This is a genomic window from Gluconobacter sp. R75690, from assembly GCF_015244525.1.
Lineage (GTDB): Bacteria > Pseudomonadota > Alphaproteobacteria > Acetobacterales > Acetobacteraceae > Gluconobacter > Gluconobacter potus.
In genome coordinates this window covers 154634-180243 of the sequence record NZ_JABCQB010000001.1, presented here as the reverse complement: position 1 = coordinate 180243, position 25610 = coordinate 154634, and the positions used below count along the sequence as shown (strand labels likewise).

Sequence of the window (25610 nt, the reverse complement as noted above, 5' to 3'; positions counted from 1 at the left end):
CCGCACGGACAGGCAGGAGAACAGTCACACACGCTTGACGTTGCCGCCGTCCCGGCCCATTCCTCCCCCATGCGTATCGCTGCCCTCCTTCTTGCTGCCGGTCGTGGCCGGCGCTTTGACGCCTCCTCGCAGAGCGGGGAAAATTCTTCCAAGCAGTTCCGGATGCTGCGGGGCAAACCCGTCATCCGCAGAGCCGCCGAAGCCCTCCTGCCGCATGTGGACGTGGTCCTGCCCGTCGGGGACGATCCCCTGCTGGCCGACAGCCTCGAAGGCCTGGACATCCTGCCCCCCGTCTGCGGCGGCGCGGAACGCCATGACAGCGTACGCAACGGCCTCGAAGCCCTGGCGAAACTGCCCGAACCGCCTGATCTGGTGCTGGTCCATGACGGCGCCCGCCCCTGCGTCCCGGCGGAAGTGGTGCAGAACGTCATCAACGCGCTGAAAACCCATGAGGGCGTAATTCCGGCCGTCGCCGTCATCGACACGATCAAGAAGGCCAAAGACGGCATCATCGTCGATACCGTCCCGCGGGACGGGCTGTGGCGCGCCCAGACCCCGCAGGGTTTCCGCTTCGGCACCCTGCTCGAACTTCACCGCACCCATCGTGACGCCCGCACCGATGATGCCGCCCTGCTCGAACAGGCTGGCCATCCGGTCGCGATCGTCGAAGGGTCGGAAGACAATATCAAACTGACTGTTGCGGAGGACCTGATGCGTCTTGAAGGTGTGATTGACCGGAACCTGCTGCCCCGCGTCGGACTGGGCTATGACGTCCATGCCTTCGAGGAAGGCCGCAAGCTGATCCTGTGCGGCATCGAGGTGCCCCATACGAAGGGCCTCGCCGGGCATTCCGACGCCGATGTCGGCATCCACACGCTGTGCGATGCCATTTACGGTGCTTTGGCCGAGGGCGACATCGGCCGCCATTTCCCGCCGTCCGACAATGAATGGAAGGACATGGATTCGGCCCGCTTCCTGATCCATGCGGGCGAACGTATCCGCGAGCGCGGTGGCTTCCTCGTAAATGCCGACATCACGCTGATCTGCGAACGCCCCAAGATCGGCCCACACGCCGAAGCCATGCGTAACCGCCTTGCCGAGCTTCTCAAGGTCAGCGTCAGCCGTATCTCGGTCAAGGCCACGACCTCCGAGCGTCTGGGCTTCACCGGCCGCGAAGAAGGCATCGCCGCTACCGCAACTGTCAGCATCATGGTCCCGGATAACGGAGAAGCCTGACCTGCGCCCACGGCACGAAAAAGCCCGGTCCTCCCCATGGAGACCGGGCTTTTTTCTTAGCTATGATCCGCCATATCAAATCATCCAGGAGAACTAGACAGGGCGCGACAAGTTGTCCCAATCAGCACAACAACTCCAAAAAATAGCCTGGATTGCCCACTTTATTCAAAACGGGGAGTTTGACGGCCCCGCTATGGGCCCCAGATCTGCTAATCCTGCCTGTTGTACGCAGCCACGAAACTCTGCAAGCACCCGAGTGCTACCAGATAGCGATATGGTCCGCGCACTCTTTGATCCGAATTTAACTTGAGCCATGGTGGCGGTGTTAAAGGCACGAATGAGCGCGCCCAAATTTTCCTGATTTGTGACACCCACGAGCACCTTGGGACCGGCAGAAATTGTCACGTCGCCTTCAGTGTTTGACGGCAAGTTCTATTTTTCGTCAGTAAAACGCAGTTCGATGTCATTTCCGTCAACTCGAAGACCTAGCCCGCCATCCACAGCAAGGGCAACGCACACACCGGTTGTTATTCCGCCATCAACGGTATGATGCATTGACAACCAGTTTCCTTGCGCCAACTCCAAAGCTATCCCAGTCCCTTGCGCCATCGCTGGCGCGGCAGGAAAAAAGCACAGGGTCGCAAGCAACCTTCCAATAGACAGCTTCATTGCTGGTCTTCCTCTATTCACACTCCGTAACATGACGCCGTTTGGAGTGGAGGAGGAGTCTTATTGATTATCCAATGCGACTTTGCGCCTGACTTATAGAGAACTACGCTTCGGGGCAGATCGAGCTTCCGAGAAATCAACCGTGAATGGCACAGACCACCACGATCAGCGGTGTCGCGGCCAGAAAGAGCCAGGCTCCAATGGAACAGGTTTTCACGACACGGGTACCCATGTGGCGCAGCAGGGGCCTACGAACGGATACGGACATATCTTCCTCGAATCTCACAGTGTTCGACAGATCCGGAGATAGCGCCCGATCCCCGGCCGGGGCGAGTCACCAATCATCTCGTTCTGTCACATGGCAGGAGCTTCAATGATCCCCGAATATGGCAAGATCATGCCCCATTCAGGGCATTTTCCTCTCAGATCGAAACCCTGCGTCCCAGCATCAGGAACATGCCCGCGTCGAGAATATCCTTCTCATGATTCTCCATCGTACGGACGAGTTCATCATCCTGCCCCCAGGTCGCAAGCTGGGATTTTTCATCATTATTGGCCCAGAGCACCGCATCCACGAGGCTGACAACGCCTCCCACGACAGCCAGCGACAGAAGCAGACTGCCCGTCGCCTGCGCCAGAACGCCCAGAACCGCGAGCTCCAGATCGTCCCGCGCTGCCAGAAGCCCCGCCAGAGCCTCCGTATAACCCTCGGGCTGTACCACCGGCATGAGACCATCAGTTACACTCGGGTGGATCCCGTAACCCGAAAGCCAGGCGAAAACCTGCGCCGCAACCGGCCCGACCCCGTCTTCACAGTAGCAAAGCCCGTCATCCACCCCGTGTCCGAGGAGCATGTCCCGCGCGGCCTGCGGATCGGGCGCAATACGCTCGATCATGGTCCCGGCCATCCGCGTCAGAGGCAGGGAATCCGGCGTGAAAGCCGCGCCTTCCGCAATCTGGCCCCACTCCCCCGCAATGGCTTCGGCCAGCGCAGAGGAACGCACAGCCAGAACATGGCCCTGCGGCAGACGGATCGGCCGGCCATCCAGACGCGGCTGGAACAGCCCGTCCTCCGATACGACCGAAACCGCTTTCCAGAAACGCTTGTGCCCGCTCAATGCAGAACTCCCAGAGCCCGCAGGATGTCCCCGGCCTTCGAATGATGCGCCTTGACCGCCGAAGGAGCCGGACCAGCCTGCCCTTCGCGCGCCGCCGCCAGCGGTGCCGTGCAGGGATCGGCCGTATTGCTGTCCCCGCCGATCGTCACATGAAAATTGCCGCCCGCATCGCGATCCTGCGCGACATGCGGCGCACCCAGCGTGCCCGTCAGCACAACCGGCGTCGAGGCACCCGCTCCTTCAAAATCCACCACCGGCAGAAGGCGAAGATCCAGCGCCTGCGTCCCAAGCCCGACAGTCCCGCTGCCCGACGTCGAGAACCGCCCGGACTGAAGCCCCAGCGTGTCGATATGGGCGACATCGTCCGCAATGCTCATGTGCAGCCCCAGACAGCGAAGCGACCGCCCCCCTTTCCCAAGCACCACGCTGGCCGCAGACCCTGCCATCTTCCCCAGAAGCTCGCTCTGCACCTGGCCATCCACCATGGAAATGCCCAGATGCCCGTCCAGCGACTGCCGCAGTTCCAGCGAATTGTTGCCCTTCGCCGAAAGCTGCCCCACGACCTGCACAGGCCCCTGAAGCAGAAGCGGCATCCCAAGCTGCGTCTCCAGCAGACCGGCCGGAAGCATCAGCGGCTGGAACGTCACGCTACCCGTCACCGGAAGCGCACTGGCATCCAGTTCCGCCATTCCCGACAACGGCAATCCCTGCGCCTGACCGGAAATCGGATCCAGACGCAGATGACCGCCCGACAGCGTCAGGCGCGTCGCCAGATCCGTATAATCCCGCCCCGCAAACACGACATGATCCGCCGTCAGATGCAGGTTCACATCCTGCGCCCGCAACCGCTTCACCCAGGACGGCGTCAGGTCCGCAGCGACCGTCTCAGCCGAAGGATGATCGCTCACAGCCGGAACCGGGCCCTCATTCTGCGGCGCCACAGGCTTCGGTGCGGGCACACCCGGAACAGCGGGCGCAACAGCCGGAGCAGCCGGTTGTGCAGGCTGGAGCCACAGCCCCTTGAGCACATCCAGATCCATTTTCGCGGCATGCAGGTTTCCGCTCACGACCGGCGGAACGTCATGCCCCAGAACCAGCTTGAGCGCCCCATCCACAGACAGTTCCTGACTGCCGAAGGTCAGCCCGTCGAGCGACAGGTTCTCACGGTCCTGCGCGTCCAGCGTGCCATGCAGACTGACATCATGCAGAACCGCACCCGGCAGATGGAGCGTCTTGCCGCTCCCTTCCGCCACGAGATGCCCGTTCTCCGCACCGATCGTGCCCGAAAGGGCAAAACGCGCACTGTCCTGCGCATTGAGCGCAGGCGCACCGGACAGAAGCGCCGTCTGGCTTCGCAGCTGCACCGTCAGCGGAACAGCGGTCTTCAACCCGTCGCGCCAGGCCGCAAGCGCCTGCTGCATCGTCCCCGCCCCGCCTTCGACATGCCAGGCCGTATCCCGCCACTGCGTATCTGCCGTGACGGTCAGCGCCGCATCCGGCCCGGCGGAGTCGACATGCAGGTTCCGCAACACGCCCTGGCGCAGTGCGACATAACCCGCATGCAGATGCACCCGCATCGGATTCATGCTGCCCAGGACCTGATGCAGCAGCGCATCCCCATCCAGATCCGTCAGCGGACCGGGACTGCCCTGAACCGCAACATCGCCGCCAAGGGCCGGCACATTCGGAAGATTGGCATGCGGGAACAGACGATGCGCGTCCTGAAGATTGGGCCATTCGCCCTGCGCCGTCAGAACCACGTTTTGCATCTGCGACGGATTGCCGATCCGTCCATCCAGATTCAGCCAGTCGCGCTTTTCCCCATCGCCCAGCGTCGTCCCGATGCTGAACGCCCAGGGCTGCGTGCCCCGGATCTGCGACAGATTGCCCACATGTCCCTTGAGCGTGAACGGCGTGCCCGCATGATGGCCCTGAAGGCTGATCCACGGGCTGGAACTGCGCAGCCCTGCCAGATCCAGCGTATCCAGACCGAACGAACCGCTCGTGCGGGTCAGACGATCGTTCCAGAGCACGGACGCCTGCGCGACATGCAACCCGTCCAGCGACAGATCCCAGTGCGCCTGAATCCGCTGCCCGCTCTGACCATGCACCGGCAGGGACGCATCCTCGTTCTCACGATCCGGCGTCAGGGACCAGTTCGCCTGCCCGTCCAGACCGCGCACCAGACTGACCGTCGCCCCTTCGATCACGAAATCCTGAAACCGGACCTCACGATGCAGCAGGGCAAAGACGGCGATCCCGGCATGGATCGTATGGGCCTTGAGAACCGGCGTCTGCCCATCGCGCGTCAGCACGACGTCGGACGCCTCGAACGCGGGCCAGGGCAGAAGCTGTACCGACGAATGACGGACCTGCATCGTAAGCCCCGTCTGGTGCTTCAGCGCCACAGCCACACGCTCGCGCAGCGCGTCCTGATCGATCAGGACATGCGTGGCCACACTCACACCCACAATGGCAATGATGACGGCAATCAGAACGCCGGTCAGCTTCTTCATTTTGCAGGCCCCCGCCCCTTGCTGCTGCTCCCACCCCGGACACGCTTGGGCGCCGGCGTCTCACCCGGCACGAAGCCGAGCGTGCGGAACGTCTCGCGCATATGCGGCGGCAGAGGTGCCGTCACGATCAGGCGCCCCCCGGCGGGATGCGGAATGTCGAGCTGGCGCGCATGCAGATGCAGCCGGTCGATAAACCCTTCCGGATGCGCGGCCTTCCCGCCATAGCGCGGATCACCAACGATCGGTGTTCCGATGGATTCGGTATGCACGCGAAGCTGATGCGTCCGGCCGGTCAGCGGAGACAGCTTCAGCCAGCTCAGCTTCTTGCCCGCCGCATCGAGCGTCTCATATTCCGTCTTGGCCGAAGCCGCGTCTTCCTCATCGCGCGACGCCGCAATCACCAGCGCCGCACCACCCGCGCCGATCTTCGCCAGCGGCTGATCGATAATGCCAGATTCTGGTGAGGGCCGCCCGACGACCACGGCCCAGTACGTCTTTTCCACATCGCGCCCACGGAACGCCGCCGCAAGCTTCGCCGCCACACCCGGCGTGCGCGCAATCAGCAGAATGCCCGACGTGTCACGGTCAATGCGATGCACCAGACGCGGCCGGTCCCCGCCCTCGGTCCGCAGACCGTCGAGCATCATGTCCACATGCTTGGTAATGCCCGGACCGCCCTGCGTCGCAAGGCCCGATGGCTTGTCGAGAACCAGCAGATGCTCGTCCTCGTAAATCACCATCTTCTTGATCTCGCGCGCCAGCATCGGATCCGGCGGCGGCAGGGGCGCGGGCTTGTCCACATCCGGCAACGGCGGGATGCGGACGCTCTGTCCGGGGATCAGGCGCGTGTTGGTCTGGACACGCCCTCCCTCCACGCGGATCTGTCCCTTGCGGCACAGTTTCTGGAGCGCGCCCTGCGTCAGGTTGGGGTAGTGACGTCTGAACCAGCGGTCGAGGCGAATATCGGCCTCATCCTCGGTCACGATGCGGTTGGTAACTGTCATGGTTCGCGGGATGCCCTCTTGGCGGCCCGCATGTCCAGAAGTTTTCTGATACGCCCCTCATGTCCGCGGTCCGTGGGATGATAAAGGGACGCTCTGGGCATCCCGTCCGGAAAGTAGTTCTGACCCGAAAACGCGTCCTCGCTGTCGTGGTCGTATTCATAGCCTTTGCCGTACCCGATATCCTTCATCAGGGACGTCGGCGCGTTCAGGATATGCGACGGCGGCATCAGGCTGCCGGTATCGCGCGCCAGGGCCCGGGCCGCCTTGTAAGCCGTGTAAACCGCATTGGATTTCGGCGCGGTCGCCAGATGCACCACGACCTGCGCCAGTGCCAGCTCCCCTTCCGGAGAACCCAGCCGCTCATAGGTCTGCCACCCCGCCACGGCCATCGGCAGCGCGGACGGATCGGCCTGCCCCACATCCTCAGCCGCAAACCGCGTCAGACGCCGCGCGATGTAGCGCGGGGCCTCCCCGCCCTCCAGCATCCGCGCGAACCAGTACAACGCTGCATCCGGATCACTGCCGCGCAGCGATTTGTGCAGGGCGGAAATGAGATTGTAGTGCTCTTCCCGGTCCCGGTCATACAGGATCGCCCGGCGGGACAGGATCGCCGCCAGATCGCGTGGCGTCAGAACTTTCGATGGATCAAGCGCCACAAGCTGCTCGACCATATTCAGCAGATACCGCCCGTCCCCGTCCGCCATGGCCCGCAGACTGGCCCGTGCCTCCGGATCGAGCGGCAACGGACGGCCGACTTCCTCTTCCGCATGCACCAGCAGGCTCTCAAGGCTCGCATCATTCAGCCGGTTCAGCACCAGAACCTGACATCGCGACAGCAGCGCCGCATTCAGCGCAAAGGACGGGTTCTCCGTGGTCGCGCCCACCAGAACCACCGTCCCGCGCTCCACATAGGGCAGAAATCCGTCCTGCTGCGCCCGGTTGAAGCGATGGATCTCGTCCACGAACAGCAGCGTGCCCTTGCCCGTCGCCGCCTGCTTCTTGTCGGCTTCCTCAAACGCCCGCCGCAGATCTGCAACGCCGGAAAAGACTGCCGAAATCTGCGAATAGAACAGCCCGGCCCGCCCTGCGAGAAGCCGTGCAATCGTTGTCTTCCCACATCCCGGACCGCCCCACAGGATCAGACTGGACAGCGTGCCCCGCTCCAGCATCCGCGTCAGCGTACCCTCAGGCCCGAGCAGATGATCCTGCCCCCGCACGTCTTCCAGCCGCTTGGGCCGCAGACGGTCCGCCAGAGGCTGCGTCCGGGACGGCGGCCGGCGCTGCACCTGCGGTGCTTCGATCGGGCGCTGCTGCCGCATGTTCTCCGGCGCACGGGACGGCCCACGGCCCAAAGCATGTCCGGGGGAGCGGTTCGCTTCCGGAGCGCCGCCGAAAAGATCTGTCATGTCGGTCACTGGCATCTCCCGCTCCCCGAAGCCCCGTCAGAAGGTCTGCTCCCCGGATATGGGGAGCCAGGCCGGTCAGGAAAATCCCCGGCCTCACGTTACCGGAGCATAACCCCGGCCGCCGACTTAATGAAGGATGCGACGCATCACGCCCGGCAGCAGCATCGACAGCGGATTGACCGACAGATCCGGCTTCTCGACCGTCCCATGCAGATCAAACGTCGCCGCCAGCAGCCCACCCCCCTTTTCGGGAGACAGCAGATGCCCCAGAACCGGCAGCCGCCCCGGCAGCGCATTGAGTCCGAACAGCGGCACGATCGTCCCGTTCAGGTTCAACTTAGACGTCGTCAGGTCGATCGGCCCTTCCATCGTGGCCCCAAGCGCCTGATTGCCGATCACCCCGTCATGCAACACCAGCAGGTTCCCCGCCAGGCTCAGACGCGTCGCCAGATGGCTGATCTCGAACCGGTCCAGATGATTGGTCAGCCAGTGCAGCGGGGACAGGTCCGACACCGCCGTCAGCGTCAGAGGCGGCCGCAGGAACTGCGACGGCCCCATTTCCACATGCCCGCGGAACGGCGGCAGGCCGCCCCACAACCCGGCTGATTTCGTATTCCGCCCTTCCGGCACCTTCCGCACGGTCGTCTCGTCCGGCGTGAACACCCCGTCCAGATGCGTCTGCCCACCCCGGATACGGTCATACAGACCCAGACCTTCAAGCAGCGTCCCCAGATTATCGATATCCAGCACGAACGGATGCTCGCGCCCCGTATCGGCCAGAACTGCCCGGACCCGCGTCGGCGCATCGAGTGCAAACCGCCCCGAGGCCAGATGCCCGTTCCGCAATTCAATCTGCGAGACGACACCGCCGACCTGCGCCTTGGGTCCATAATAGACATGCGGCGCATTCAGGCTGATGGACCAGCTATCCCCCATGGACACGCTCTTCTCGCCTGAACCACCCCGCGGCGCAGCAGCGGGCGCCGTCGGCGGATGGGGCGCAAACATCGGCGCCAGATCCAGCGGATCGGCATCGACCGTCACGCCAATGGGCTGATCCACGGCCTGCGGCAGGGCAATGCGCGCATCGCCCTCCGTCCGGCCGATCCGGAAGCCCTCAAGCACGATCCCCGTCAGCTTGCCCGCACGGGTCACACCGCGCCCCGCCACGGAAAGCCCGGTCCCATGCGCCTGCAATCCATCCAGAACCGACATGCGCCCTTTCTGGAACCCGATATGCACCATGGCCGTCGCAGGCTCACCCATCGGCTTGGCCCAGATCGGCACCATCAGCGCCGCCTGCGCCATGTCCAGCGACAGCTTCAGATCGGACATCTCATTGGCCTGCTGCACGAAATGCGCATTCAGAACCGCGTGCCCGTCAAACAGCCCGCCCGGCGCAATCCGGGCCTTCGCGGTGGATTGCGGGTCCAGAACCGAACGCGCATCGATCGTCTGCAACACCCGGGACGGCGCCCCGGCCTGGAAGTTCTCATGCAGCACGACATGCGTGGGGATCCCCGCAAGACGCCCGTCCCCCGTCAGGTCCAGTCCATCTTCGGTCGCGGACATCTTTCCAGACGCCCCGTCCACCGGCTGCCCCATCAGCACATTGCCCAGATGCACACCGGAGAACGTGGCCTGCGTCCAGACATGGAGCGCCCCGTCCGGAATATGCGCAACAAGCGGCAGCGTCAGACGCACATGCGCATCCACCATCCCGTCCGGATGCGTGAACGGCAGCGGATGCCGCGCCAGAAGATGCAGCCGCGGATGCGCCAGCGCGGACATGAACCCCGCCAGAGGCCCCGTCAGATGCGTGGAAATATCGCCGGTCTGATCCTTGGCATACAGATCGCCAATCCGGATCTCCCCGTCCGGAAGAAGCACATTCTCCTTCACGCCCGTAGGCTGGACACCCCGGCTCAGATCAATCACGAGCGTCTCCGGCCCGTCGAAATGCAGGGACGCATCCAGACCCGTCGCGGGTGGAACCGGCCGCAGCCAGTTCACCGTCAGCCCGCGCCCTGTCAGCTGCCCCTGAACCGAGACCGGCAGAATGCTGTCCGGCCCATGATCGCCATGCAGATGGGCTTTGACCTCAAGATCGCGCCCCGTGCCGTCGGTGATGTTCCTGGAAATCCAGCGCCGGCCGCCCTTGATGATGCTGGCCGGCCAGATGGAGCCCAGCGTCGCAAAACGCACCCCGTCCAACCCGGCCTCAGCGTCCCCGTCCATCACCTTTGGCTGGCGCAGACTGTCCAGCCTCAGACTGGCCGAGGCATGCACATGCGTTAGCGCACCCGCATTATCCGCCACATCCAGCCCGGCAGACGGCACCGAAACCGTAGCACCCCCGTCCAGACCCGGGCGATCCATCCGCAGATGCACGCTCGCCTGCCCGGCATGGAGATGAATCGGATCGGCCGTTTTCTGGAAAACCTGTCCGTCGCCCAGCGACAGGTTCAGCGTCAGCTCCGACGGCTGCTCGTCCATGCCATGCGGCACAAAGACCGCATCAGCGCTGACCGACACCGGAACATGCCAGTCCGCCGCCAGCGGGCTGAAAACGCCAAGCTCCGCAGGCTCGAACGGCGTGCTGCCCAGATGCAGCCTGCCGGTATTCCCGACCTGCCTGGCCTGCGCCGTCAGGGTCGTGCGGAACCCGTCGAGCATGACCATCGTCCGCGCCGTTCCCGTCCAGACGAAATCCGGCGAATGCGGCGCCACCCGGATGCGGCGCGCCTGCATCTCGACCGGCCCGATCACGGCCGTCCGGTCCTGCGGCAGTCCGGCAAGCGTGATGGAAACGTTATGCACATCGATCGCCCGCAGCCGGTCGAGCCGTGTGGGCACACCCCGGCCGCCCCGCTTCTGGTTGGGCAGGTCCATGTCCACATCGCCATCGGGCAGACGGCGCAGGGCCAGCGTGGCATTTTCAAGCCGCAGGGTCCGGGGCGCGATTACGCCCTCGAACAGCGCGCTCAGCGACAGAACGGCATCGGCCTCTTCGGCACGTTCGGCGATCAGATTATCGAAGCGGGTGACTTTGAGCCCGCGCGCCATCAGCACCAGCCCGGCGGGAACGCCGCCTGCCGCAGGCTGCCACTGGATGCGCAGCGTGTCCCAGCTCAGACGACCCGCCGGATGTCCGGGACGCTTGCCCGCCGCGATGGAAACAGGCTCCACGAGATGCGAGACGCGCGTGATGTCCACCGGCCCATGCGCCAGCTCCCACAGGAAAACGCTTCCCGCTGCAGCGACGAGCGCGATGGGCGTGACGCAGACCAGCGCCGCCCAGCGTGCGATATGCAGATGGCGGGGAAACTGTGGTCCCGGGCAGAAAGGACGGAAACGCCTGCGGGGAGGGCGCGGGAAGTCGGGGACGGCCATAGACGGTCATCGGCGCGTTTCCGGCCTGTCTCCCTCGTAAAAGTTTGTGGAGGAAGCCCTCAGGCCCCCGAAGAGAGATCCCGGAACGCTTCAGCCACCAGAGCCGCATGGGTCGCAGGCTTCACCTTGCGCCACACATTCCGGATGATGCCCTGCCCGTCCACCAGGAAGGAACTGCGCTCCATTCCCATATAGGTCCGGCCATACATGGATTTCTCAACCCATGTTCCGTAAGCCTCGGCGACGGCATGGTGCTCGTCCGAGGCCAGCGGAAACTGAAGCCCGTATTTGGTGGCGAATTTTTCAATTTTCGCCACCGGATCGGGACTGACGCCAATGATGGTCAGACCATCAGCCTCGAACTTCGGCAGGACTTCCTGAAGGCCACAGGCCTGTGTGGTGCAGCCCGGTGTATCGGCCTTCGGATAGAAATAGAGCAGATAGGGCTTCCCCTTCAGCTCCGCACTGCTGACCGTGCGTCCGCCCGAGGCGGAAAGCGTGAAGTCCGGCGCCCGGACACCCGGCTGAAGGTCCGTTCTGGGGGAAGAAGCTGTCATGACGGGCATGATTGCCTCACCCTTCCGGTCCGATCAAGGCAAAGCGGACACAAAGCGTTCAGTTTGCCGAGATCAGTAACCCCGATACATCCCGGGATAGGCTGGACCCGGCGGCGGTCCGTAAACAACCTGCGGCTGCGGGGCATAGACGACTGCCGGCGGAGCGTAGACCACCTGTGGCGGGGGCGGCGGAGGGGCATAAGGCTGCGCCAGAAGCGCGCCACCCACGGCACCCAGAGCCAGACCGCCAAGGATCCCGCCTACAATGGCGCCGGAATGATCACGGTAGCCTCCATGCCAGCCGCCACGCGGCCCGCCATATCCATAACCGGGGCCGCGACCACCGCCATGCCAGTGAGCCTGGGCCTGTGGCACCAGAACATTCGGAACGATGGCAGAACCAATCAGCAGGGGAGCGGCCATAAGAACTGCACGTGTGATGCGACGCATGGCATCTTTCTCCTCGAAACACGTGGACCGGAAATCCCCGGATGAAAGGGGTCTTTTCCGTCCATGAGAAAGATCATGCCCGCTGAAAATGGCAGCAAGAGGCGCCAATCATGGCAGGAGACGGACAAATTGTAACAGCGCCTGCTCCTGCTCTCACCCCACGGCTTCAGCGCGGCGGATCAACGCGGTGATAACCCGGCGGTGGGTCGAAAATCTCGACAGGCTGCGGGGCATGGCTGACAGAAACAGCCTCCACGACCGGCTTTCCATCATGGACCGCCCCAAGCATGAGACCATCATCCGTGTAACAGAATGTGGTCGGGTGACGGTCGCTGTCCGCGCTTTCCCAGATCGTGCAGGCTTCCCCCGCGATCCTGCCCTGCCCCAGCCTGCGCCATGACCCGGATGCCGGCGTCCCGGGCGCGGAAAAGCCTTCCCCCGGCGCGGACATGACAGTCGCGGTATGGTTCGTGCCATCCAGCACCATCAGCGTATGCGTGCGGTAATCCGTCAGCATCACCGTCGCCGATCCTTCCGGCTCGACCCGCTGCCGCCACAGCGCGGACGTCCAGCGCATGCGCTGGTGCAGGCGCTGTCCGGAGGGACCGGTCAGGACGTAATCGATATCGGTGTCATGCAGCGGCGTCACCAGCGGCGCCGAACCTGGCTCCGGCGCGGGTCCCGGAACCGGGGCGGACGGCACATCCGCCCTCGCCGGAAAAGCGTAAACAGCCACCATCAGCACACAGGCCGCCCCACCTGCGCCGCGCAGAAACGTCATTCTCATTTGTGGTTTCCATCAGCAGGACCGCTGGGCGGCTGGTCCGGAGCAGACACCGAGCCATCCCCCGAAGAATCATTGGAGACGGAAGGCTGCGTCGTATCGGTCTGGGAAGACTGACCCGGCAAGGGCGTCGCGGGGCCAGGCGTTGTCGTCGCCGGAGCCGGAGTATCCCGGCTCCCGATCACAGGACTATCGGAATCGGACGTCTCGGGAGACGCCGCCTCGGGCATTGTCGTCTTCGTGTCGCTGCCCGACGTTTCCGGCACGGGAGACGGCGTCGCACTTCCCGCCTGGCTCTGATGGGCGGGGCGAGCCTTCGGCTCCAGAACATGGAATCCCGCTGGCGGCTCGAACGTCGAGGACGGAATATCCTGATAGGACACCGAAAGTGCCTTGATCGATCCTTCCACCCCATCCGCATCCACGCCATTCTCAGCCAGAATGACGCCGTCTTCCGTCACGCAGGCGCTGGCCTTGCCATGGCTGCTCTGGATGTCCCAGCGTTCACAGGCCACGCCCGCCACGGTTTCATGCCCTGCCGGCGTGTACTGCATGTCCAGATCAAGCATGAACGGATTATGCAGGCCGTGGCTGGGATGCAGGCGCGTATAGACCTGCTGCTTCATCATCACGAGCGTCACCTGCTGCCCCGGCCGGTCGAGAATCGTGACGCCATTGCCGTCCTGCGAATCAATCCGTAGCAGATCGCCCGCCCCCGAGAACGCCACCTTGACGGTGTTGGGCCCGGCCTTGGGCGGGGCGGATGGCGTGGTGAGTTCATAAACAACCGTGACATCGCGCGTCGGCGTCAGGCGGGGATGATCCTCCGCACGGGCCGGCGTCACCAGACACAGCCCGACGGCCAGCAGCCCCAATGGCGCGACAGACAGGTGGGCGGGGCGCGTGAAAACAGTCATGGCGGATCTCCGGCAGGCGCGCGCACGGCAGGTACACGCAGGGACGCAATGGATTCCCGCAGGGCCTGAAGGCTGAAATCGTCAGGCCAGACCGCGCGCACGGTCAGCGCCTGATGAAGCAGGGACTGATAATCCGCCGCCGGAATTCCGATACCGCCAAGCCCCGTCAGATGAGGCGTGGTGTATTGCGTATCCAGCAGCGTGAACCGCCCCTTTCGCAACCCTGCGACAAGATGAACCAGAGCCACCTTAGAAGCATCACGTTCGCGCGAAAACATGCTCTCGCCGAAAAAAGCCCCACGCAGCGACACCCCATACAGGCCGCCCACCAGCTTTTTGCCGTCCCAGACCTCGATGGAATGGGCGTTTCCCTGCCGGTGCAGCGCACCGTAAAGAGTGCGGATGCGGCCGCTGATCCAGGTCGTCTCCCGCCCCGGAGCAGGCTCCGCGCAGGCCAGCATGACCTCATCGAAAGCCCGGTCCGCCGTCACCATCATTCTGCCGGACATCACCAGCCGCATGAGCTTCTTTGGAACATGCATCCCGTTCAGCGGCATGATCCCGCGCTCTTCGGGCAGGTACCACGAGAGTTCCGTACTCCCGGCGTCGGGCGCCATGGGAAAGATCCCCGAGGCATAGGCCCGCAGCAGAAGATCCGGCGTTATGTCGTCCATGAGGGTACAGTCTTTGCTCGTGTCATGATCCGGGGTGGCACGGGAAAACATGGCCGTGCCGACAGCGGGCATGGTAAGGGTGATCCATCGTCAGGGAGACCGCCAGTGCCGCTTGCCTTCGTCTATGCCATCATTCTCGTCATTCTCGGCGCACTGCGTCTCGCAATGCCCGAAGCGCATGGCCTGCTGATGACCCTGGCCAAGGTCAGCGCCGTCTGCCTGGTCATCTCCGCACTCGTGGATCTGTGGATGATGCGCGAAGGCGTCGAACCCCCGTCCATGACCGAGGCGTCCTTCACAGCAGACTGATCAGCACCAGGATCAGACCGGCCATCGAGATCCCCCAGATCAGACTGCGCACCGGCCCCCAGCCAAACGCGTAGGCCGGCACATAGAGTGTCCGCGCCAGGAAATAGATCCCCGCACCCCAGCCCGTCAGCGGGCTGTACCGGCCCGAGACCCAGCTCAGCAGGACCGCCCCGATAAAGATCGGCAGCGTTTCCGCCAGATTGGCCTGCGCCCGCTTCAGCCGTGCCGCCATCCCTGTATAGCGGGGCGGGTCACCGTCGCGGTTGCTGCTCGCCCATTGCAGACCGTCCTGCTGGCGGCACGCGGCGGCGGTGAGGAAAAGCTGGACGACTGCCAGCACCAGTGTCCATCCAAGCCAGACAAGACCGATCGGCATGGGCTTTTCCCCGGAAGCTCCTGAAAATCAGGAGAATGTTTCAGATGTGCCCGTTCCCCCTGCGCGCAGGTCGGCAGCCGCTTCCTTAACGGCCAGCCCATGCGTGCGTTCCAGACGGCGGATCGTGAAATGGGCCCGGGCCAGCGCGCGGTAATGCGCGAGGAACGCCGCATTGAGCGACGCACCACACAGCGCACCTGCCACCGGCACCATCTGCAACGCGAATTTGCGCGACAGGCCAATTCCGTAATGCGACGCCACTTCCGCCATCAGCATGACGATCGGACGTCCGCGCAGCAGTGCCCGCGCCGAGAAAAACCCGAGCTCGCTCTCATCTTCGCTCTGCCGTGCAGGGAAGCTGCGCAGCGCAAAGACTTCCAGACAGGCCCGGCGCGTGTCTTCGTTACGCAGGTCTTCGCCTTCCTCGCGGGCAATGCGTGCGATCTCGCGCATGATGGTCAGCGTCGTGAAGCCCACATCCGGCGCCAGACCGAAGATTCCGCCGAAACCACCCAGCGCGCCCGAAACGGCCACGGCGGCCTGCCCCACATTCTCACGCCAGGGTTCACGCACGGCGGGAGCCTCGTTGTCGATCCCCAGTATGGCGACTTTGAACGCCCGTTCGATGGCGATCTCAGCCGCGTTGTGGAACTTCTCCTGCACCGCCGGCGCCAGGCCGAGTCCCTGCATACCGAGTCGCGTAGCCTGTCCGACCGCACCCCCCATCAGGTCTGCAAGACGCACGAGAACCCCGCGGCCCTGTTCCACCTTTTCGAGAACCGACTGAAGCTGGGCAAGGGAATCCCCGTCCAGCGCCATCGAGGCGAATTCGCTGGTTGGAAGCTGCGTGTCATTCACTGCGGTCATGACGATCAAAACTCCTGTTCGTAAGACCCGAAACCGTTTACCGGATAGCAGGTTTCATATCCTAACATGGCGCCATCATGGGGATATCGGCTCTGTGACGCTACCCGGGACGCCCCCGGCGGGGTGAGGAGAATTACAACAATGACCGTATTATCGCGCTGGATCCTGTCTGCTCCGCTGGCAGCCAGCCTCCTCATCCCGGCCGGTTTTTCGGCCCATGCCGCCTCCAGCTCTTCTCCCTCGGGTCACACCCGTCACCGTGCCGCACACGGCACGGCCAATCTTCCGCAGATGAGCCCGACAGCGGGCCAGATCGTCGGCGCCCCCGCCAAGCCCCTGACGCCGGCCCAGCAGTCCGCCCTGCCCGACGAAGGCGCACCGCCCCCGCCGCATGGCTATACGGAAGTGGAAGACTCGGAGACCGCCCTCGCCAGCTACAGTGACCGCGTCCGCACGCATCTTCCGGTCGGCATGCCCGGTACGAACGCCCAGCAGAAGACCAACGGAACCAACAACCTGCCGTCCCATTTCTCGCTGTTCGGCATGCCGGTGAAGTTCAACGCCCCCGTTCAGTCACCGTATGAAGACGAAGACTCCCCGACGAGCTACGCCGGCCATCCGGTCAACGGCCAGACGAACATGCTCGTGAACGGCGACTCCTCCGCCATTCACTAAGACGGCGTCTCTCAGGGGCGCGTCCAGCCCCCGATCTGCGTCAGGTGGCGGAACTCCGTCTCCGTCACCGGCGCCACGGACAGTCTGGACTGTTTCAGCAGCGCCATCTCCGCCAGGGCAGGATCAGCCTTGATGTCGGCCAGGCTCATGGGATGGGCAAACGCTCCCATCGCCTTCACATCCACACAGACCCAGCGCGGATCATCCGCCGTCGGGTCCGGATAGGCTTCCCGCACCACTTCAACCACGCCGACAATGCGTTTTTCGCTGACGGAGTGGTAAAAAAGCGCCAGATCGCCGTTTTTCATGGCCGAAAGGTTGTTGCGCGCCTGATAGTTGCGCACCCCCGTCCACGGTTCGACGCCATGATCGACCTGCTGTGCCCAAGAGAACGCCTCGGGTTCCGATTTCACCAGCCAGAAAGCCACATTTCACTCCCGCCCCAAGGGCATTTACAGAGGCATTTACCGCTCATTTCCGTGAAACGTGATAACAGTGATCGGAACAATGGGACAACGCGCCTCTTCCGAATATGATTGCTTCGGACTATTTCAAAGGGGAACCAATCGCCGAGTTGCCAATCTGCCGAGGTCCGTGTCCCTGTGCGCCCTACCCCCAACCTGCTCCATCGCTATGCCAATCCGGGGCAGTTCCTGCGTCTGGCGCATGCGCTCCTGCCCTGGCTGAGCAGCGGCGCCATCCTGTTCCTGACCGTCGGCGTCATCTGGGGCCTGTTCATCGCCCCGGCCGACTGGCAGCAGGGCGACACCGTCCGCATCATGTATGTCCATGTCCCGATGGCCTGGCTGGCCTCGTCCTGCTACCTCGGGCTTGCGATCTGCGGCGTGCTCTCGCTGGTCTGGCGTCATCCGCTGGCGGATCTCGCCGCCATCGAGATCGGGCCCGTTGGCGCCTGTGCCGCCGCCCTGTGCCTGATTACGGGCTCCCTCTGGGGTGAGCCGATGTGGGGCACATGGTGGGTGTGGGACGCGCGCCTGACGTCGATGCTGGTACTGTTCTTCCTGTATCTGGGCCATATCGCCCTGATCCGCGCCTTCGATGAACCCGCCCGCGGCCAGCGCGCCGCCGCGATCCTCGCCCTTGCCGGCGTGATCGACCTGCCGATCATCAAGTTCAGCGTCCAGTGGTGGAACACCCTGCACCAGCCCGACAGCATCACCCTGACCGGCGCACCAGCCATGTCCATGATGATGCTCTGGCCGCTGCTGATCACCACGATCGGCTTCACGCTTGGCGTTGCGGCCGTCATCTTCACCCGGCTCAGCGCCGCCATCCATGAAAGCCGCGCGCGCCAGCTTCTGGCCCGTTCGCGCCTCGACCGCAGGGACAGTCAAGCCGCATGATGCACCTCCCGAACCACTGGCCCTATATTGCGGCGTCCTACGCCCTGACGCTGGGCTGCTCTCTCGTCCTCGGTGTCGGCGCGGCCCTGCGCCTTCGGAAGTCCAAGGCCCGTCTGGCTGCCGTTGAAGGCCATGCCCGCCGTCGTGAAAGGTCAGCATCATGACCCGCAAGACCCGTCGCCTCTGGATCGTCATTGCCTGTCTGGCCTGTGTCGGTTCCGCCGCCGCCCTGACCCTGCGTGCTTTCTCGTCCAACATCGTCTTCTTCATGGCGCCGTCGCAGGTGAAGGCCAATCCGCCTTCGCCAGACCGCACCATCCGCCTCGGCGGCATGGTCATGGCCGGCAGCCTGCACCGCATCAACGAGAACGGCACCCCCGTGAACGCCTTTCAGGTGACGGACGGACAGGCCGCGGTCGAGGTCCATTACACCGGCATCCTCCCCGACCTGTTCCGCGAAGGCCAGAGCGTCGTCGCCCTCGGCACCGTCCAGAAGAACGGCGGTTTCACGGCCAGCGAAGTCCTCGCCAAGCATGACGAGACCTACATGCCCAAGGAAGTCGCGGACGAACTCAAGCGCACCGGCAAGTGGGACCCGCGCTTCGGCAAGGCGCCGGACGCGTCGAGCTGGGACACCATGACCGCAAAGAAAACAGGGGGCTGACCGCCTGATGTTCGGACCTGAACAGGGCCATTTCGCCCTGGCCCTCGCCTGCGTGCTCGCCCTCGTGCAGTTCGCCGTCCCGCTCTGGGGCGCAAACCGCCGCGATGCCCGTCTCGTGGGGCTAGCCCCCTATCTCGCGGTCTCGCAGCTCATCGCGCTGGGCTATTCGTTCCTGTGCCTCGTCATGTGCGCCGTCAGCGACGATTTCTCGGTCCAGAACGTTGCCGCCAACTCCGCCGTCTCCAAGCCGCTGCTGTATAAAATCACCGGCGTCTGGGGAAACCATGAAGGCTCCGTCCTGCTCTGGACGCTGATCCTCGCTATCTGCGGCGGCGCGGTCTCGTTGTTCGGCCGCAACCTGCCGGACATCCTGCGCGGACGCGTTCTGGCCATTCTCGGCGGCGTCTCCGCCGGGTTCCAGATGTTCTGCCTCCTGACTTCCGATCCGTTCGACCGCGTCTTCCCGGCACCGATGGACGGTCAGGGCATGAACCCGCTCCTTCAGGATCCGGGCCTCGCCTTCCATCCGCCCATTCTCTACACCGGCTATGTCGGTTTCGCCGTCCCCTTCGCCTTCGCCGTCGCCGCCCTGATCGAAGGCCGCGTCGATGCCGCATGGGGCCGCTGGGTCCGTCCCTGGGCCGTTGCGGCCTGGTGCTTCCTGACCTGTGGTATCGCGCTCGGTTCCTGGTGGTCCTATTACGTGCTGGGCTGGGGCGGATACTGGTTCTGGGATCCGGTGGAAAATGCGTCCCTCATCCCCTGGCTGACGGGCACGGCGCTCGTGCATTCCGCCATCGTCGTGGAAAAGCGCGAAGGCCTGAAGATCTGGACGGTCCTGCTGGCCATCGCGACCTTCTCGTTCTCGCTGTCCGGCACGTTCCTTGTCCGCTCAGGCATCCTGAACTCGGTCCACGCCTTCGCCAACGATCCTGCCCGCGGCGTGTTCATTCTGGCCCTGCTCGCCATCGTCATCGGCGGTTCGCTCGCGCTGTTTGCGTGGCGCGCGCCGTCCCTCACCTCGACCGGCCTGTTCTCGCCGATCTCGCGTGAAGGGTCGCTGGTGCTGAACAACATCCTGCTCTGCTCGATCTGCGCTGTCGTCGTGACAGGCACGATGTACCCGCCCTTCATGCAGCTTCTGGCCGGACGCACCATTTCCGTCGGCAAGCCGTTCTTTGACGCCGCCACGATCCCGCTGACCCTGCCGCTCCTGCTGGCCATGGGTGTCGGTACGGCCCTGCCGTGGAAACGCGCCCAGCTCGCCCGGACCTTCTCGCATCTCTATGCCGCCGCCGGCATCGCCGCGATCGGACTGGTTCTGTGCTTCTGGAAGCTCTCCGGTGTCCTGCCCATCGCCTGCGGTGCGCTGGCCATCTGGGTCATCGCAGCCTCCGCGTCTGACGTCCTGCACCGGATCGGCATTGGCCATACCTCCGCTCAGGGCGTGTGGGAGCGCATGAAGCACCTGCCGCGTTCAAGCTGGGGCGCGGCTCTTGCCCATATCGGCGCGGGCATCACCGTGCTCGGCCTGTGCGGCATGTCGCAGGCGCAGCACGCCATCGTCGAAGTCCATATCGGCGAGACCCGTTCGCTGGCCGGCGACGACTGGACCCTGCTGGATGTGCACGACTATATCGGCCCGAACTACAAGGCCATGCAGGCCGACATTGCCATCCGCCATAACGGCAAGCTCGTGACGATCCTGCACCCCGAAAAGCGCGACTTTACGACGCAGAGCCAGACCACGACCGAAGTCGCCATCCACACCAATTTCATCACCGATCTGTATGGCGTGGTCGGTGACCGGCACGGCACGGGCAAGGACACGACCTATGTCCTGCGCCTGCACCGCAATCCGCTCGCACCCTGGATGTGGCTGGGCGGACTGGTCATGGCCATCGGCGGCGCGTTCTCGCTGTCTGACCGTCGGATGCGGATCGGCGCCCCCAAGCGTGCCGCCGCCCGCAACATGGCCCGTGCCTGAGGAGAGAGGGACATGAACGCAACACGACGCGGCATCCTCACGGCCGTCCCCATCATCGGCGCAGGCGTGCTGGGCGTCGGCTTCTGGCGGATGCTGAGCGACATGCGCAGCGGCGCCTTCGACCCGCGCGCCATCAAGAACCCCAATGTCGGCAAACCCATCCCGAGCTTCGCCATGCCAGGCCTTCCCGGCCTCGGCGACGGCTTCACCGACGCGGAACTCAAAGCCCAGCACCGCCCGGTTCTGGTCAATTTCTTCGCCTCCTGGTGCATCCCCTGCGTGGCGGAAATGCCCGGTCTGCGCGCCATTTCGCGCAATATGCCGATCTGGGGCATCGCCTATGAGGACAAGCCCGAGAACGCCGCCGGCTTCGTCCAGCGTGACGGATCGCCTTATGCCCGCGTTGCGTCGGACCGTCATGGCCGCGTCGCGATCGACTGGGGCGTGACCGGCGTGCCCGAGAGCTTTCTGGTCGCACCCGGCGGCCGTATCATCTGGCATGGAAGTGCGGCCCTCGACCCCCAGATCTACGAGGCGGAAATCCGTCCGAGGCTCGCCGGACTATGAAGGTGTCCAGACGATTCCCGGCCCTGCTGCTCGCCGCTGGCCTGATCGGCGGTGGCGTGGCCCTTGCCGTGGACGATCCCGCCGAAATGCTGCCGAACCCGGCGCAGGAAAAGCGCGCCGAAGCCATTGGCGCGCATCTGCGCTGCCTCGTCTGTCAGAACGAGAGCATCGAGGACAGCAGCGCCCCCCTCGCCCGCGATCTGCGCAAGGTCGTGCGCGAGCAGGTCTCGGCCGGCAAGTCCGATCAGCAGATCATGGACTGGATGACCGAACGCTACGGCGAGTTCATCCGTCTGGCCCCACAGTTTTCATGGTCCACTGCCCTGCTCTGGCTGATGCCAGCGCTCGCGCTGGTGGCTGGACTTGTCATTGCATGGCGTGCGACCAAACGCCGCACCGTCGTCACGCCTGCGCCGCTCACGGATGACGAGCGCGCGCGTCTGGATGCCCTTTCGGGCCGGGAGTAGACTTTTTGTTCTGGTTGGGAATCCTGATAATCGCGGCGGTGGCCCTGTGTCCCGCATTTCTGGGGCTGCGCACCCTGCGCCGGCGCGTCAACGCGCGTGACTCCGCTCTCGCCCTCTATCGCGGACAGCTTGGCGATCTGGAGCGTGACCACGCCCTCGCCCTCATCAATGACGAGGAATATCAGGCCGCCCGTCTGGAAGTTCAGCGCCGCCTGCTGGCCACGGATGGTGAAGCTGCCGTCGAGGACCTGAACGCCGAGCCCGCAAAACGCAGCCGCGCCCTGCCGGTCGCCGCCGTCGGGATCGGCATTCCGGTGCTGGCCTTTGCGCTCTATATCGTCAACGGTCATCCTTCCCTGCCGCCCCAGCCCCTGAGCGGACGGCAGACGGGCCCGGACGCGAAGGGCCTGCAGATGATCCACAAGCTCCAGACCCAGGTCTCCACCATTCCCCCCGGTTCACCGACCTATGCGACCGGACATTTCCTTCTGGGGCAGATCGAAGCAAGATCCGGCATGACGGATGAGGCGATCCGGGACTGGAAAGCCGCGCTTGACGCGCATTTCGAGCCCGAGCTCGCCATCCGCCTCGCCGAACTTGAAAGTCGCAACGGCAGCCATATCTCTGGTGAGAGCCTTGACCTCTATCGCCGCGCCCTGGCAGCGGCACCGGCCGATGCGCCCTGGCGTATGGCCGTGGAAGCGCGTATCGCGGTCGGCGAACATCAGGAGAATAACGGTCAGTGAGAAAACCCGAAGCCAACGCCATCGCGCTGTGCCCCGTCTGCCGCCAGCCCATGCGCCCGACCTCGGAAAAATGCCCCAGTTGCGGGGCTGAACGCCATTACGGTCCGCGCGTCCTGGAATCCGCCGTCTGTGCCTTCGCCGGAATGGTCCTGCTCGCGGCGCTCTCGACCCTGTTGCTGCCGATCTCGCTATGGACGATCATGTTCGCCGCCATCGGGCTGGTGGCTGGTTTTCTCTTCTCCCACAACCGTTTCAGCGGCGACCGCTGGCTGAAATAACGGCACAGGATGCACGGCGGGATCCGATCCCGCCTGCCAGAATCCGGCACTCTTCCCGCCTGCGGAATATTCCTGCTAATGGGCATGAATGACACATCCTTCCGGGCGTTTCCTGCCATTCTTCGTCGCCGTGGCCATCCTGTCCTGGGCGAGCGCCTATCCCGTCGTCCGGATTGCCCTGCATGACCTTGCCCCCGTGCCTCTGGCGGCACTGCGCTATGCCGTCGCGGCCGTCATGGCCGCCCTGTGGCTGCTGTGGAAGCGTCCCCGCCGCCCGGAACTGACGGATATTCCGCAGATCCTGGCCTGCGGGATCATCGGGATCACGGTCTACAACATCCTGTTCAACTGCGGCGAAATGACCGTCTCCTCCGGCGCGGCCAGCCTTCTCATCAGCGCAGCGCCCCTCATGGCGGGCCTTCTGGCCATGGTGTTCCTCGGCGAGCGCATGTCCCGCTGGGGCTGGGCCGGATCGATCCTGAGTTTCAGCGGCGTGGCCCTGATCGCAAAAGGGCAGAGCGGTGGCCTTTCCTTCGGCTCGGGCGCGACACTGGTCTTCGGCGCGGCCGTCTGCGCAGCGTTCTACACGATCCTTCAGAAGGGCCTGATCCGCCGCTACGGCGCACTCCCTACCATCGCCTATGTCCTGATTTCAGGCGCGATTTTCCTGACCCCATGGCTGCCACAGGGCCTCACGAGCTTCTCCCGCGCCTCATGGCAGGGTCAGGCCGCTGTGCTGGAACTCGGCATTTTCCCGGCGGCTTTCGGCTATGCCGCCTGGGGTTTCGTCATCGGCCATCTCGGCGCTTCACGCGGTGCGGCACTGCTTTACCTGCTGCCCCCCGTCACAATGGTCCTGGCCTATTTCCTCACCAATGAGGTCCCCTCCCTGCGCACCCTGATCGGCGGCGCGGTCGTGATGGCCGGGGTGATCCTGACCAACACCTATGGCCGCCATCCGGTCGCCCAGACCGTGGAGTCCTGAACCCCACGCGGCCTGTGGCGATATCCGGATTTTCTATGGCTGTCTTCCTTTGTCCTGCGGCAATTGTGCGATAATTTCTCCCGTGGAATGAGCCGGATCACCCGCAAGAAAGCCGAAAACAGACAATGAGCCGTACCGAAACCGATGGCATGGGCCCGATCGAAGTCGCTGATGATGTGTTGTGGGGCGCGCAGACCCAGCGCTCCCTGAAATATTTCAGCATCGGCTGCGAACTGATGCCGCGCGAAATGATCGAAGCCTATGCGATCATGAAGCGCGCCTGCGCCACAGCCAACGCCGCGAGTGGCCGCCTGTCGCAGGAGCGCGCGGATCTGATCCATACCGTCTGTGACGAGATCACGAAGGGCGAGCATGACCGGATGTTCCCGCTTCATGTCTGGATGACGGGCTCGGGCACGCAGTTCAACATGAACGTCAATGAAGTGATCGCAAACCGCGGCTGCCAGATCACCGGCAACCCGCTCGGCAGCAAGACGCCGCTGCACCCCAACGATCACGTCAACATGTCGCAGTCCACCAACTGCAACTTCCCGACCGCCATGCATATCGCGGCCGTCCTCGGCACGCATCGTCGCCTGATCCCGGCCCTGACGCGCCTGCGTGACGCCATGGCCGCCAAGGCCGAGGAATGGCGCGATCTGGTCAAGGTCGGCCGCACGCATCTTCAGGACGCCGTCCCCATCACGCTGGGTCAGGAATGGCACGGCTATGCCGGAATGCTGACGGACAATATCGTCCGTCTGGAACAGGCCCGCGACGGTCTGTTACCCCTCGCCCTCGGCGGCACGGCACTCGGCACGGGTGTGAGCACGGATAAAGGCTTCGACCGCCGCGCCTGTGCTGAAATTGCCCGCCTGACGGGTCTCGGCTTCACGGCTGGCGAGAACAAGTTCGCACTTCAGGGCGCGCATGACGCGCTGGTGCATCTGTCGGGTGCACTGCGCACGACGGCGGGCAGCCTCTTCAAAATCGCCAATGACGTCCGCCTGCTCGCCTGCGGACCACGCGCCGGTCTGGACGAACTGCACCTGCCGGAGAACGAGCCGGGATCGTCGATCATGCCGGGCAAGATCAACCCGACGCAGGCCGAGGCGCTGGCCATGCTCGCCCTTCAGGTCATGAGCAATGATGTTGCGGTGGGCCTGGGCGGGGCTGCGGGCATGCTGGACATGAATGTCTACAAGCCGCTCATGATCCATAACATCATGCAGGGCATCACCCTTCTGCATGACGGCTCGGAAAACTTCCGCCGCTTCCTCGTCGAAGGCACGAAAGCCAATACGGACAAGCTGAAACAGGATCTGGAACGCTCTCTGGTCCTCGTCACGGCCCTTTCGCCAGCCATCGGTTACGACCGCGCCGCACAAGTCGCCCATCACGCCATGGAAAAGGATCTGAGCCCGCGTGAAGCCGCACTGGAACTGGGTTTCATGACATCCGAAGAGTATGACCGCGTCGCCGATCCGCGCCTGATGCTGCGCCCCAACATCACGCCCCCCGGAACCTGATTGAACGCCAGCTTCAAACTGCTTCCGCATGACGAAAACTTCATGCGGAAGCGATGGCCGTTACGTCTCAGG

At 64.2% G+C, this 25610-nt stretch carries 28 protein-coding genes; 13 read left to right on the top strand and 15 right to left on the bottom strand.

Annotated features, from left to right (window positions below):
- Window positions 1-69 precede the first annotated feature (69 nt).
- On the top strand, window positions 70-1236 hold the full coding sequence (locus tag HKD27_RS00850; RefSeq protein WP_194688242.1) for a bifunctional 2-C-methyl-D-erythritol 4-phosphate cytidylyltransferase/2-C-methyl-D-erythritol 2,4-cyclodiphosphate synthase: 1167 nt from the start codon (window positions 70-72) through the stop codon (window positions 1234-1236).
- A gap of 432 nt (window positions 1237-1668) precedes the next feature.
- Here the strand turns inward: HKD27_RS00850 and HKD27_RS00845 are convergent, their stop codons facing one another.
- The 12 genes from HKD27_RS00845 to aat form a co-directional block, all read right to left on the bottom strand.
- Complete coding sequence (locus HKD27_RS00845; RefSeq protein ID WP_194688243.1) at window positions 1669-1905, bottom strand: hypothetical protein; 237 nt, start codon at window positions 1903-1905, stop codon at window positions 1669-1671.
- 136 nt (window positions 1906-2041) lie between these two features.
- A complete protein-coding gene (locus tag HKD27_RS16615; RefSeq protein WP_255314061.1) occupies window positions 2042-2173 on the bottom strand; it encodes a hypothetical protein in 132 nt (43 codons plus the stop codon).
- Window positions 2174-2327: 154 nt separating this feature from the next.
- Complete coding sequence (locus HKD27_RS00840) at window positions 2328-3023, bottom strand: ATP12 family chaperone protein (RefSeq protein ID WP_194688244.1); 696 nt, start codon at window positions 3021-3023, stop codon at window positions 2328-2330.
- Entirely contained in the window at window positions 3020-5539 is a 2520-nt protein-coding gene (locus HKD27_RS00835) for an AsmA family protein (RefSeq protein WP_194688245.1), read from the bottom strand. The genes HKD27_RS00840 and HKD27_RS00835 overlap by 4 nt, the downstream gene beginning before the upstream one ends.
- Entirely contained in the window at window positions 5536-6543 is a 1008-nt protein-coding gene (locus HKD27_RS00830) for an RluA family pseudouridine synthase (RefSeq protein WP_194688246.1), read from the bottom strand. The genes HKD27_RS00835 and HKD27_RS00830 overlap by 4 nt, the downstream gene beginning before the upstream one ends.
- Complete coding sequence (locus HKD27_RS00825) at window positions 6540-7949, bottom strand: replication-associated recombination protein A (protein WP_370544210.1); 1410 nt, start codon at window positions 7947-7949, stop codon at window positions 6540-6542. The genes HKD27_RS00830 and HKD27_RS00825 overlap by 4 nt, the downstream gene beginning before the upstream one ends.
- Before the next feature lie 126 nt (window positions 7950-8075).
- The gene (locus HKD27_RS00820; RefSeq protein ID WP_194688247.1) at window positions 8076-11342 is read right to left on the bottom strand and encodes an AsmA-like C-terminal region-containing protein; all 3267 of its coding nucleotides are present in this window, start codon (window positions 11340-11342) and stop codon (window positions 8076-8078) included.
- Between the two features lie 59 nt (window positions 11343-11401).
- A complete protein-coding gene (gene bcp, locus HKD27_RS00815) occupies window positions 11402-11908 on the bottom strand; it encodes a thioredoxin-dependent thiol peroxidase (protein WP_194688248.1) in 507 nt (168 codons plus the stop codon).
- Window positions 11909-11971: 63 nt separating this feature from the next.
- Complete coding sequence (locus HKD27_RS00810; RefSeq protein WP_194264247.1) at window positions 11972-12349, bottom strand: hypothetical protein; 378 nt, start codon at window positions 12347-12349, stop codon at window positions 11972-11974.
- A gap of 166 nt (window positions 12350-12515) precedes the next feature.
- Window positions 12516-13130, bottom strand: a complete 615-nt coding sequence (locus HKD27_RS00805) for a hypothetical protein (RefSeq protein ID WP_231748078.1) — start codon at window positions 13128-13130, stop codon at window positions 12516-12518.
- A gap of 2 nt (window positions 13131-13132) precedes the next feature.
- The gene (locus HKD27_RS00800) at window positions 13133-14050 is read right to left on the bottom strand and encodes a hypothetical protein (protein ID WP_194688250.1); all 918 of its coding nucleotides are present in this window, start codon (window positions 14048-14050) and stop codon (window positions 13133-13135) included.
- A complete protein-coding gene (aat, locus tag HKD27_RS00795; RefSeq protein WP_194688377.1) occupies window positions 14047-14724 on the bottom strand; it encodes a leucyl/phenylalanyl-tRNA--protein transferase in 678 nt (225 codons plus the stop codon). The genes HKD27_RS00800 and aat overlap by 4 nt, the downstream gene beginning before the upstream one ends.
- Before the next feature lie 105 nt (window positions 14725-14829).
- On the opposite strand from aat, the gene HKD27_RS00790 reads away from it, so the two are divergent.
- Entirely contained in the window at window positions 14830-15033 is a 204-nt protein-coding gene (locus tag HKD27_RS00790; RefSeq protein WP_034954040.1) for a hypothetical protein, read from the top strand.
- Here HKD27_RS00790 and HKD27_RS00785 read toward each other — a convergent pair.
- Both HKD27_RS00785 and HKD27_RS00780 read right to left on the bottom strand, forming a co-directional pair.
- Complete coding sequence (locus tag HKD27_RS00785; RefSeq protein WP_194264250.1) at window positions 15020-15409, bottom strand: MAPEG family protein; 390 nt, start codon at window positions 15407-15409, stop codon at window positions 15020-15022. The genes HKD27_RS00790 and HKD27_RS00785 overlap by 14 nt on opposite strands.
- A gap of 27 nt (window positions 15410-15436) precedes the next feature.
- Window positions 15437-16276 carry an EcsC family protein gene (locus HKD27_RS00780; RefSeq protein ID WP_011253178.1) on the bottom strand — a complete coding sequence of 280 codons (840 nt, stop codon included), beginning with the start codon at window positions 16274-16276 and terminating at the stop codon, window positions 15437-15439.
- A gap of 141 nt (window positions 16277-16417) precedes the next feature.
- Between HKD27_RS00780 and HKD27_RS00775 the strand changes: the two genes are divergently transcribed.
- The gene (locus HKD27_RS00775; protein WP_194688251.1) at window positions 16418-16951 is read left to right on the top strand and encodes a hypothetical protein; all 534 of its coding nucleotides are present in this window, start codon (window positions 16418-16420) and stop codon (window positions 16949-16951) included.
- Window positions 16952-16962: 11 nt separating this feature from the next.
- On the opposite strand, the gene HKD27_RS00770 is transcribed toward HKD27_RS00775, so the two are convergent.
- A complete protein-coding gene (locus HKD27_RS00770) occupies window positions 16963-17379 on the bottom strand; it encodes an EVE domain-containing protein (protein ID WP_194688252.1) in 417 nt (138 codons plus the stop codon).
- Between the two features lie 174 nt (window positions 17380-17553).
- On the opposite strand from HKD27_RS00770, the gene HKD27_RS00765 reads away from it, so the two are divergent.
- From HKD27_RS00765 to HKD27_RS00720, 10 genes are all read left to right on the top strand, one after another.
- A complete protein-coding gene (locus tag HKD27_RS00765) occupies window positions 17554-18315 on the top strand; it encodes a heme ABC transporter permease (protein WP_194688253.1) in 762 nt (253 codons plus the stop codon).
- Window positions 18312-18479 (top strand): hypothetical protein, encoded by a 168-nt coding sequence (locus HKD27_RS00760; RefSeq protein ID WP_167315815.1) that lies wholly within the window; start codon window positions 18312-18314, stop codon window positions 18477-18479. The genes HKD27_RS00765 and HKD27_RS00760 overlap by 4 nt, the downstream gene beginning before the upstream one ends.
- Entirely contained in the window at window positions 18476-18979 is a 504-nt protein-coding gene (ccmE, locus tag HKD27_RS00755; protein ID WP_194688254.1) for a cytochrome c maturation protein CcmE, read from the top strand. Before HKD27_RS00760 ends, ccmE begins: the two co-directional genes overlap by 4 nt.
- A 7-nt stretch (window positions 18980-18986) precedes the next feature.
- Window positions 18987-20966, top strand: a complete 1980-nt coding sequence (locus HKD27_RS00750; RefSeq protein ID WP_194688255.1) for a heme lyase CcmF/NrfE family subunit — start codon at window positions 18987-18989, stop codon at window positions 20964-20966.
- 12 nt (window positions 20967-20978) lie between these two features.
- A complete protein-coding gene (locus HKD27_RS00745) occupies window positions 20979-21533 on the top strand; it encodes a DsbE family thiol:disulfide interchange protein (protein WP_041111956.1) in 555 nt (184 codons plus the stop codon).
- Window positions 21530-22000: a cytochrome c-type biogenesis protein gene (locus HKD27_RS00740; protein ID WP_194688256.1), complete on the top strand. Its 471-nt coding sequence runs from the start codon at window positions 21530-21532 to the stop codon at window positions 21998-22000. The genes HKD27_RS00745 and HKD27_RS00740 overlap by 4 nt, the downstream gene beginning before the upstream one ends.
- A 5-nt stretch (window positions 22001-22005) precedes the next feature.
- Window positions 22006-22746, top strand: a complete 741-nt coding sequence (gene ccmI / locus HKD27_RS00735) for a c-type cytochrome biogenesis protein CcmI (RefSeq protein WP_041111955.1) — start codon at window positions 22006-22008, stop codon at window positions 22744-22746.
- Window positions 22743-23024: a hypothetical protein gene (locus tag HKD27_RS00730; RefSeq protein WP_062497522.1), complete on the top strand. Its 282-nt coding sequence runs from the start codon at window positions 22743-22745 to the stop codon at window positions 23022-23024. Before ccmI ends, HKD27_RS00730 begins: the two co-directional genes overlap by 4 nt.
- A gap of 88 nt (window positions 23025-23112) precedes the next feature.
- Window positions 23113-24009, top strand: coding sequence for a DMT family transporter (locus HKD27_RS00725; protein ID WP_194688257.1), 897 nt, complete (start codon window positions 23113-23115; stop codon window positions 24007-24009).
- Window positions 24010-24134: 125 nt separating this feature from the next.
- Window positions 24135-25538, top strand: a complete 1404-nt coding sequence (locus HKD27_RS00720) for a lyase family protein (protein ID WP_194688258.1) — start codon at window positions 24135-24137, stop codon at window positions 25536-25538.
- Window positions 25539-25610 lie beyond the last annotated feature (72 nt).